This window comes from Marinomonas spartinae, from assembly GCF_016461715.1.
Lineage (GTDB): Bacteria > Pseudomonadota > Gammaproteobacteria > Pseudomonadales > Marinomonadaceae > Marinomonas > Marinomonas spartinae_A.
Genome location: NZ_JAEMUI010000037.1, coordinates 19,718 through 29,062 on the forward strand (window position 1 = coordinate 19,718; position 9,345 = coordinate 29,062).

The following is a 9,345-nucleotide window of genomic DNA, read 5'->3' on the forward strand; positions in this document are numbered from 1 at the left end:
TATTATTGTGTTTGGGTGTTGATATGGATGAGCATAGAGCTTTATTGAGTGGGAAAATTGACCTCATCGGACGGGGGATTTGACTCAGCAGGACATTTTGCCAAGACACGTAGCTGTCAATTTAGTTAACATGTTTACTAAATATTTGGCTAGGGTTATGATCCAAGTGACATCATTTTAGATATGCATCCTTAAAAACAAAAACTACATTGAGGGATTTATGTCATTTTCTGGACAAGTTCGAGTATCTACTCGAGATATAGACCTTATGTCTCGACACCATTATTGGGAAAAAGCCGTTAACCAGTATGTGATTCATATTGATTGCCCTGTGTCTTCCGGTTCACCATTGGAGGCGGAATTACGACATTCTCACGGTGATATCATTAATGTGAATTATATTGAGGCGAATAGGCACTCTGTGCAACGCAGCCGTATTGATATTGATGAGGATAGTCGCGATGGTTTTTTCGTATGTCTAATGACTAAGGGGAATGGTTATTCATATCAAGGTATAAATTGCGCCAGTCATATGCCAGGAGATATGGTCATTTATGACACCGCAAAACCTTATGGACATGGATTTCCCGAGAATATGGGAATGTATGTTTTGGATGTGCCACGATCTATTGCGGAGCGGGAGTTAGGGGTTGTCGATGGCCTTATAAAAGTAGATCGCACTTTGCAATGTGGTACTTCGTCAACAAGTGCCATTTTTAAATTATTAGAGAGTAACCCCGTTAGTCATCATGCTTTTCAATTAAAAGCAGAAGAGGTGATGCACCATATTCAAGTACTGTCTGGATTACATGGCGCGAAGTTCAATCAGAAAAATCGACATTTATTGTTTTTCAAATGCAAAGCATTAATCGAACAACATTTAACCTCACCGGATTTGAACGCTGAGATGATAAGCAAACAATTATCTGTGTCTTGTCGTCAAATAGCTCGAGCATTCGCGGCTCATGGTATGACGATGAGTCGGTATGTCTGGCAATCAAGGTTGCATAAAAGCCGTGAAGATATATTGAATTTGGATAATTTGAGTATCACTGATATCGCTTATAAGTGGGGATTTAACCACTCTTCACATTTTAGTCGAGCCTATAAGCAGTATTTTAATGAGTCTCCTCATTTAACCAGACAACAAAAAAGGCAGAATCTTGTCTGAGAACTGCCTATTATCAAGGCTGCTCAGCTTTCCAAAGCAATAATATCGCTCAACAGTCGGCTAAGTTCTTTTAGTTTGTCTTCACCTAGCTTTTCGATGACACGCTGATATGCTGCATCTACTTCTGGACGGAACTCTTTGACGACCTTATTGGCCATAGGTGTTAATGACAGCAGGGAAATTCGCTGATCAGTCGGCGATTTTTTGCGTATTAAGAAGCCATCTTCTTCAAAGCGGGTAATAATGCGTGTCAAACTTGGGCTAAGAATACAGCATAGTTGCGCCAGTTGTTTGACTTCTAACTCTTCATGATCATTTAAAACGCGTAAGACTCGCCATTGCTGTTCTGTAAAACCTGCCTTTTGCAATACTGGTCTAAAAAAGGTCATGGATGATTCACGTGCTCTTAATAATTGCAGTGTCAGGGAGTCTTCTAATCTTTTCATGTAATCTCGATAATTCCTAAAATATAATTTTGATAATATACAATGCGCCTTATAAATAAATGTTTGTGCACAAAGACGTTGTTACTTCATTGTTTGGATGTTTCTGTGGGTAGCGGTTGCTAAAAGTGTACAAGCTAAGATGGCAAAGGCAATCGTATGGGGGTGCAGGTCAATCATTAAAGGAACAATTTGAGCAAAGATCGCCCCGAAACTTAATTGCAGAAACCCAAGTAATCCTGCCGCCATGCCTGATAATTTATTGGCCGTTCCTATTGCGGCACTTTGGTAACTGGGTTGGCTTATGCCTCGGCCCAGTGTAATGATAGACATGGGCAAAAAGAGTGTTGCAAAACTCATTGGTAAGCTTATTTGCAGTACTAATAAGGCGACCGCTCCAAGAATACAGAAGCTATTTCCAACGAGAATTGATTTATCCAACGAAAGTCGTCTATTTAATAATGTACTTAGGTATCCGCCTAGCATAAAGGCTCCAGATACCAGCATAAACCAATAGCCATACGCTAAGCTGTTTTTGCTTAAGTCTTTGGTTAGATAAGGCGAGGCACTGATGAACAGATAAAAACAAAGTGCGATAAGAGTATTCGCCATGGCGTAACGGTTAAAAGCGGGCTGACGAATGAGGCTCATATAATGACTGAGCATCATTTTCAATGGCAGCTTTGAAGGCCTTTGGGGTTCTGGCTTGATCAGTTTGAGGCTAAGCAAGAGTAAAATAGCCCCTTGAATGGCTGAAAAGGCAAAGATAGCTTGCCAGCCTATATGGGTATTTAATGAGCTACCAATTAATGGGCCAATGCCTTGTGATAACGCGATGGCCATGACCACATAGCCCATTTTCTGCGAAGCGAGTTTTCCTCCTGAACTGGCAACCAGTAATGCTCTCGACATCGAGAGGGTAAACGCGCCGCCAATGCCTTGCAGAATCCGACCTAATAACATAAAAAATAAATGCTCGGTTACCAATGCGATTAACCCACCGACAACAAAGAAAGATATGCCTAAAAGTATGGTAGATCGGTTTCCGAGCCTGGCAATCACAGCCCCTACTGACAACTGACCTAGGGCAAGAGCGGCGAGATAGAGGGAGTAATTTAATTGTACCGTTGATGAGTCAATGCCCAGTTGCTGAGCAATGTCTGGTAAAGCAGGTAAAATGGCATTAAGTGCAATAGGGCTGCACATCGCCAACAAAATGAAATAGGGGATGGGAATCATTGAGACAACTAATAACTTAACGTGTTAAATAAAAGTTATTATACATGCATAAAAAAATCCCACGAGGGGATTTTTTATCTTTGACCTTAAAAACTACGAATCGACGTTAATTAAGCCAATTGTTTTAACAAATGTTGTAGTTGCTGTTTAAAACTGGCTAATTCATCTTCTTTAAAGTTTGCAAAGATGTCTGCTTGTTGCTGATTGGAGATAGCCCATAATCGCTCAGCCATTTCCTGACCTTTTTCAGTCAGTGATAAATCACGGTTAATCAAGCCAAAACCTTTTAGGCTTTCAACACCATCAGTCACATCCACGGATGGAATAGTCACCAGGTTGCTTAAGTCATCTAGGGTGACGCCTGTGGTATCACTTAAGACGAGTAGCAATCGAGCTTCGCTGGTACTGAGGCCTGTTGCAGACTGCTTTGGTAGATAGTTCTCTTGAACCTTCTGCAGCACTTTATGCATAAGATAGATAGCACTGTCGTGCAAACGGGCTAATGTTTTATCCGATGCCACATTCAGAGCAGGTGTTTTGGCGCCAGTAAAAGGAATCGCGCCAGCATAGCTACCCTGAACATAAAGTAATGGCGCACGACCATGGTTTTCAAACGCAACGACTTTACCAATCATAATCCAGTGATCACCGCCATCGACGACTTGGTATTTTTCACATTGAAAATTGGCCGCTGTATTAGTGAGTAGTGGGGCACCACCGACACCAGGATGTGTTTCAACATTGGCAAATTTATCGTCGCTTGGTTTCGCAAAATTGTTGGATAAATCAATTTGATCTGCGGCTAAAATATTGACAGTAAAATGATCGGATTTTTCAAACACGGTATAGCTGCTTGATGTTTTAACGATACTCCACAATACCAATGGTGGATCAAGAGACACGGAGTTAAAGCTGTTAGCGGTTACACCAACTTTCGTACCGTCAGGAGATTTTGCGGTAATGACCGTAACACCTGTGGCAAAATTACCAAGGCAGCGACGGAATTCTTTAGGGTCGAAGTTCATAGAATTCTCTCTTATTTTTATTTATACCTATTCTGTTTAGCCATGACTCATCATGGCTAAACACTTGTATCTCGATATTGTGTGCTTAATTACTAAAGTAGATAGTTATTAAAGTAGAGTTGGATCTGGCTCTAACCCCATAACCTCACGACCAATAATTTGCGCACAAACATCGTAATCGGTATAAGCATGAGCGCCACACATATGACAATCACGGAATATTCGCTGTGCTTCTTTGTCTAGTAACCAGTTGTTGGCACCGATTGCACTAAACATGCGATCAACGGCTTCGATACACATTTTAACCGCATAGGCTTGGTTTGTTCTCCAGTGTGCCAATGTTTGACGGTCTGGATAGCGATGGGCTTCAGCATGCTCGGCATGTTCTTCCCAAGTTTTTTCTAAGAAGGCGCGAGCCGCTAGAATTTGATGAGTTGATTCACCTGTGCGAAGGATGGCAGGGATCGCCGCATTCACTTTAGCGCCGGTATAAGCGCGAACTCGGTTAGCCGTCACTTCTTTATAAACTTCTAACATTCTTTCTGCCGTGCCAAGCGCCATAGCAGCAAAACCTGAGGCGAAGTAAGGGCGGTACGGTGCGTAGAAGATGTTACTGTCAGGATACAAGCCATATCCAGCGGATTTGCCTTCCATCATGTCTTTGGCTTTTTGAATACGGTGTTCGGGTACAAAGGCGTCTTTGATCTGTAGTGTTTTCGTACCAGACCCTTTCATTGCCATGGAGTGCCAATCGTCATCAATGGCGTAATCTGATTCTGGAATAACCGCAAAACAATAGTCTTTTGTGCCTTCAGCATTATCTCTTAAAAAGCCCACAATGGCCCATTGTGCGTGGTCACAACCGCTACTCCACTTCATGTCACCATTAAAAATGATGCCACCATCGGCTTCTTCATAGCGACCAAATGGCGCGATACTGCTGCAGGCAACGGCATCTGGTGTGTTTTTCCAGACTTCGTCTTGAAGTTGTTTTGGAAACATAGCTAGTTGATGGTTGTGGGTGCAAAGCAAGCTGAATGCCCAAGCGGTGCTGCAACAGGCGCCAGCGAGAGCGGCAATGCAATCACCAAATTCAGGTAAGGAGATTTCGTAACCGCCATAAGCTTTAGGTAGAAAAGCTTTATGTAAACCAATCTTTTTCAAAAGTTCGATATTTTCAGCGGGTACTTTTCTTAGTTCTTCTGTTTTAATCGCATTTTTGGCAATTTCTGGAAGAACTGCTTGAAGGTCTTTTAATAAAGGGTTCGCACGTTTCATAAGTTTGGCCTTGTCTTGTTTTTGTTCTGATAGGAGTCAGTATTAGGCGAAGGCACATTTTTATGAATGTTATTTTTGAGCAAAACTTAGGACTTTTCTAGAATGTCTTGTTTTTGATTCCTGAAAAATACCAAACGTTACTTTTTAAAATAAGAGAGGACGATAGTGAATTTACTTAGTTCATGAAATCCTATTGCCTTAAATAGACATAAAATATCCCTTTAGGGACATGGTTTGTGGGCTTGTATTCATTTAGTTTTTTTAACCTTAATATAAAAATAAGCGGAGTTTTCATGAGCCTTGATGTTATTAACCCAGCCACAAAACAAATCTATAAGAGTGTTGAAGCTTCCAGCGTCGAAGAGCTAGATGGCATCATTGAAAAGTCAAAGACTGCATTTTCAGTTTGGAGCCAAAAAACTCATGAGGAGCGCTTTGCTGCGCTACATAAAGTCGCGGCGGCGCTTGAAGAAAATAGTGCAGAACTTGCTGAAATCATTACCTCAGAACAAGGTAAGCCGCTTTCATTAGCGCAATTTGAAGTAGGTGGTGCGGTGGCTTGGACTCGTTACAATGCTGACCTGAATTTAGCCCCAGAAGTCATTGAAGACAGTGAAGTTAGACGTGTAGAGGTGCATCGTACACCGATTGGTGTTGTGGCTTCTATCACACCATGGAACTGGCCTTTAATGATTGCCATTTGGCATGTTATTCCTGCCATCAAAGCAGGGAACAGTGTTGTCATTAAGCCTTCGTCATTAACGCCTATCAACACCATTCGCTTAGCAGAAATCATCAATGAACATACTGTACCAAACTTGGTGCAAGCGTTTGTGGGAGAAGGTGGCATGGGTGAACCTTTAGTTACTCACCCTGATGTGAAAAAAATCGTGTTTACTGGCTCGACTCCAGTCGGTAAGCGTATTGCCTCTTTGGTAGCGAACGACCTTAAAAAGGTAACTTTAGAGCTTGGTGGTAATGACGCTGGTATTGTGTTGGAAAACGCCGATATCGATAAATTGGCCGAGAAGATCTTTATGTCTTCATTTATCAATATGGGTCAAACTTGTGCTTGTTTGAAACGCTTGTATGTTCATCGCTCTAAGTACGATGCATTGTGTGATGCGCTAACTAAGATTGCTGCTAGCCAAGTCGTTGGCGAGGGCATGAAAGAAGGCGTGACGTTCGGCCCAGTTCAGAATCAAACACAATACGAGAAAGTGAAAGCCATGATTGCAAGCGCACAAGCTTCTGGTGCAGAAGTGATTGCGGCAGAGCTTCCACCAGGTTTGAACGGCTATTTCATCGCACCGACGATTATCAAAACATCGCGCCATGACATTGATGTGGTATGCGATGAGCAGTTTGGCCCCGTTCTTCCGGTTATTCCTTACGACGATCTTGAAGAAGTGATGAAGCATGCTATTCATAAAGAGTTTGCTTTAGGTGGATCGGTATGGGGAGAAGCATCTCCTGAGCTGGAATGGGTTGTGAATCAGCTGGATTCGGGGACTGTGTGGGTAAATAATCATGCGGAAGTGTTGCCTCATGTGCCATTTGGTGGAAACAAAGGATCCGGTATTGGCGTAGAGTTTGGTATGGAAGGTTTGCTTGAGAATACGCTACGTAAAGTGGTAAACCGTTCTAAATAACACAACGTATCCGAATTCTGAGTAATCGACTGAAAGCGCCTGATGTGATCATCAGGCGCTTTTATTTGTATTATGCCTAGAATAGCGGCGTCTCCTAAAGATCAGCACTATTCGATGCCGATATCTCTGCCAAAAAGACGCTTAGATAAGGCTGTTTATGGCGCTGGTCGCGCAATCAATATCTTGCAATTCGCTGCCGCCTGAAATGCCAATGGCTCCGACTAGATTGCCCTCGATCGTAATCGGCAACCCACCACCTAAAAACGTGAAATTCGGTTCACTTTGCAGTGCGAAAAGCGTGTTGTTTTTATCGGCTAGGCGGGTTTGCCAGTCCTTTGTTGGGATCTTAAAGGAGGCTGCGGTAATGGCTTTTTTGCGGGAAACGTCAAAGGAAATACTTGGCGCATGGTTCATGGCAGCGCTTGCTAACACGTTACCAGAAGGGCAGACAACCGTTATGCAGATATCAATGCCCAGTGTTTCTGCATGCTGGACGGCAACACTACAAAGTTGTAGTGCTGCTGTTGTGCTTAATGTGTGTTTGATGATTGTTTTATGTTGCATAGTCTCACTCGATTGGGAAAAGGACATTTGCTTGTCCGGTACCAGAACTCGGGAAGTAGTTAGTAATAATTTCGGCTTTACCTTGATAATCTTTCCAACCTAAGGCGCCAAAGAGCATTGCCGTATCATGCATGCCGCCTTCGCCGCAGCAAAATTTAGCATATTCGGGCAGCATATCTAGAAAGGTTTGTGTCTCGCCAGATTGCCAAAGATCTAGCACTCTCAAATCCACTTGGCGATGGAATTCCCGCGAAATGGTAAACGTGCCATTGTTTTGCGCATAAAGATGGTTTTCCCATATTTGATGGGATAAAGAGCCAGAAGCAATCAACATGACGTTATTGTCACTGTTTTCGATTGCCTCGCGAATGGCTTCTCCAATGAGGCGCGATTCTTCTAAGGAATGCACTGTGCACCACGCCGCGATCGAAAGAACTTTGAAATGTTTGTCCTCGTTCATGTAGCGCATAGGAACCAAGGTACCGTATTCGAGATCCAAGGTTTCTACTTGATGAGAGATCATATGGACACCTTTCTCTGTTGCGGTATTGGCAATCAGGTCGCCCAATTCTGGGTTGCCATCATAGGAATACGCAAGGTCTTGAATGAAATGAGGGAATTCATGACTGGTGTAGACACCTTCGTAATGACGATTTGCATTAATATGATGTCCTGCATTGACGAGCCAATGAGTGTCAAGGACAACAATAGTGTCGACACCGGCTTCCTTCGCTCTACGTGCTATCTCTTTGTGGCCATTGATGGCTTCTTGTCGACATCCTTCTAATCGCCCAGGTTGCTCAGAAAGCAACATGGTTGGAACGTGAGTGACTTTGGCGGCGATGCTTAACTTTCCCATAAAATCTCCTAACGATGTTATTTTTATTAACATGTTAAGTAAATGATGTTTTTAACGCGTCTTCAATCTGCTTTCTTATAAAATGAAACTAACGTTGACTTACAGCAATCTCTGAATCAAATTCGGTCACTAGCGTTACCCAGAGTATAAAAAGTTTCTTTCAAGTTTTTATTTGTGTATGTGAACAAGCGCTTTGCTTCCAACAAAATCCGACTATTGATCATTTTTTGGATTGACTTCATCGAGGGTCACTTTAAGCGATAAAATGATGGAAGAGTTCTGCCTGGGATTTGATACCGAGCTTGCGGTATATATTTTTCCTATGATTCTTGACGGTTCCTTCTGAGACAAAACATTTACTGGCAATCTTGCTGGAAGATAAACCATCTAAGATAAACCCAACGATTTCTTTTTCTCTCTTGGTTAAATTGGATAAATTTGAGTCAGGTTGAGGCTTAGACAGTGTTAATTTTTTGTCTGTGACGTTGCTTGAACGAATACGCTCGTGCGTTTGAATCGCCGTTTTTATTGGGTTTAGGGTGAGGGTTAGCTCGTCATAAGCCATTTTTTGTGCTCGGTGGTTATCATTTGTGGAATACGCAATGCATATGCTTCTACCATCTTGAGTGCCAATCACGATATTCGTCTCATTCTGCCAGCCGAGTTGTTGGTAAAAACTGTCATAGTAGGCTGATTGATAAAACTCCTGTGTTACTAGGCTGTCGAGAGTGACCATCTCTTTGTGGTTTTTTTGGCAAACCAAGTCGTAAACGGGGTCCAACAGATACGCCGATTCGCAATAGATCTTGTCCAGTTTGGACATGGGACACTCGCCAAGAAGAACGGGCTTGTCCGCTTTCGAGTAACTGACAATTTTAATCTCATCAATGGCATCAAGGGTTTGGATAGAGTGGGCAACTTGGTCATAGAAGTGTTCTTGACCAATGCTTTCTATCAGGCTCGGTAATGATTGGTATAAGCTTAAAGTTACCATTTTTTCATGCCCTTATTATAAGTTCTTGTTAGGGGACCTCTTTTGATAAATCCGTCTTATTCAAAGGTCAAAATTTCATCTCTGGTTCACTGAAAGCCGTTTTGAAAATTATTGCACTTT

Annotated in this window: 9 protein-coding genes; 2 read left to right on the forward strand and 7 right to left on the reverse strand. The window is 42.4% G+C overall.

Translation table 11 applies throughout. The features are described 5' to 3' along the window. Nucleotides 1-220 precede the first annotated feature (220 nt). Entirely contained in the window at nt 221-1,171 is a 951-nt protein-coding gene (locus JHD45_RS21625; protein ID WP_199478671.1) for a helix-turn-helix domain-containing protein, read from the forward strand. Nucleotides 1,172-1,194: 23 nt separating this feature from the next. On the opposite strand, the gene hpaR is transcribed toward JHD45_RS21625, so the two are convergent. The 4 genes from hpaR to JHD45_RS21645 all read right to left on the reverse strand — a co-directional run bounded on the left by hpaR (nt 1,195) and on the right by JHD45_RS21645 (nt 5,156). Next, a complete protein-coding gene (hpaR, locus tag JHD45_RS21630) occupies nt 1,195-1,617 on the reverse strand; it encodes a homoprotocatechuate degradation operon regulator HpaR (RefSeq protein ID WP_199478672.1) in 423 nt (140 codons plus the stop codon). An 81-nt stretch (nt 1,618-1,698) separates the two neighbouring features. Then, nucleotides 1,699-2,853 (reverse strand): MFS transporter, encoded by a 1,155-nt coding sequence (locus tag JHD45_RS21635; RefSeq protein WP_199478673.1) that lies wholly within the window; start codon nt 2,851-2,853, stop codon nt 1,699-1,701. Nucleotides 2,854-2,963: 110 nt separating this feature from the next. Then, the gene (locus tag JHD45_RS21640) at nt 2,964-3,878 is read right to left on the reverse strand and encodes a p-hydroxyphenylacetate 3-hydroxylase reductase component (protein ID WP_199478674.1); all 915 of its coding nucleotides are present in this window, start codon (nt 3,876-3,878) and stop codon (nt 2,964-2,966) included. 108 nt (nt 3,879-3,986) lie between these two features. Next, nucleotides 3,987-5,156, reverse strand: coding sequence for a p-hydroxyphenylacetate 3-hydroxylase oxygenase component (locus JHD45_RS21645; RefSeq protein ID WP_199478675.1), 1,170 nt, complete (start codon nt 5,154-5,156; stop codon nt 3,987-3,989). 293 nt (nt 5,157-5,449) lie between these two features. Between JHD45_RS21645 and JHD45_RS21650 the strand changes: the two genes are divergently transcribed. Next, the gene (locus JHD45_RS21650; protein WP_199478676.1) at nt 5,450-6,808 is read left to right on the forward strand and encodes an aldehyde dehydrogenase family protein; all 1,359 of its coding nucleotides are present in this window, start codon (nt 5,450-5,452) and stop codon (nt 6,806-6,808) included. 141 nt (nt 6,809-6,949) lie between these two features. Here JHD45_RS21650 and JHD45_RS21655 read toward each other — a convergent pair whose 3' ends face one another. The 3 genes from JHD45_RS21655 to JHD45_RS21665 form a co-directional block, all read right to left on the reverse strand. Then, nucleotides 6,950-7,372 carry a GlcG/HbpS family heme-binding protein gene (locus tag JHD45_RS21655; RefSeq protein WP_199478677.1) on the reverse strand — a complete coding sequence of 141 codons (423 nt, stop codon included), beginning with the start codon at nt 7,370-7,372 and terminating at the stop codon, nt 6,950-6,952. A 4-nt stretch (nt 7,373-7,376) separates the two neighbouring features. Further along, nucleotides 7,377-8,231 carry a 3,4-dihydroxyphenylacetate 2,3-dioxygenase gene (hpaD, locus tag JHD45_RS21660; protein WP_199478678.1) on the reverse strand — a complete coding sequence of 285 codons (855 nt, stop codon included), beginning with the start codon at nt 8,229-8,231 and terminating at the stop codon, nt 7,377-7,379. Nucleotides 8,232-8,484: 253 nt separating this feature from the next. After that, nucleotides 8,485-9,225, reverse strand: coding sequence for a helix-turn-helix domain-containing protein (locus JHD45_RS21665; RefSeq protein ID WP_199478679.1), 741 nt, complete (start codon nt 9,223-9,225; stop codon nt 8,485-8,487). Between the last annotated feature and the right edge of the window lie 120 nt (nt 9,226-9,345).

Coding starts and splice junctions, on each gene's coding strand:
- JHD45_RS21625 (WP_199478671.1), top strand. CDS start 221: ATGTCATTTTCTGGACAAGTTCGAGTATCTACTCGAGATATAGACCTT.
- hpaR (WP_199478672.1), bottom strand. CDS start 1,617: ATGAAAAGATTAGAAGACTCCCTGACACTGCAATTATTAAGAGCACGT.
- JHD45_RS21635 (WP_199478673.1), bottom strand. CDS start 2,853: ATGATTCCCATCCCCTATTTCATTTTGTTGGCGATGTGCAGCCCTATT.
- JHD45_RS21640 (WP_199478674.1), bottom strand. CDS start 3,878: ATGAACTTCGACCCTAAAGAATTCCGTCGCTGCCTTGGTAATTTTGCC.
- JHD45_RS21645 (WP_199478675.1), bottom strand. CDS start 5,156: ATGAAACGTGCGAACCCTTTATTAAAAGACCTTCAAGCAGTTCTTCCA.
- JHD45_RS21650 (WP_199478676.1), top strand. CDS start 5,450: ATGAGCCTTGATGTTATTAACCCAGCCACAAAACAAATCTATAAGAGT.
- JHD45_RS21655 (WP_199478677.1), bottom strand. CDS start 7,372: ATGCAACATAAAACAATCATCAAACACACATTAAGCACAACAGCAGCA.
- hpaD (WP_199478678.1), bottom strand. CDS start 8,231: ATGGGAAAGTTAAGCATCGCCGCCAAAGTCACTCACGTTCCAACCATG.
- JHD45_RS21665 (WP_199478679.1), bottom strand. CDS start 9,225: ATGGTAACTTTAAGCTTATACCAATCATTACCGAGCCTGATAGAAAGC.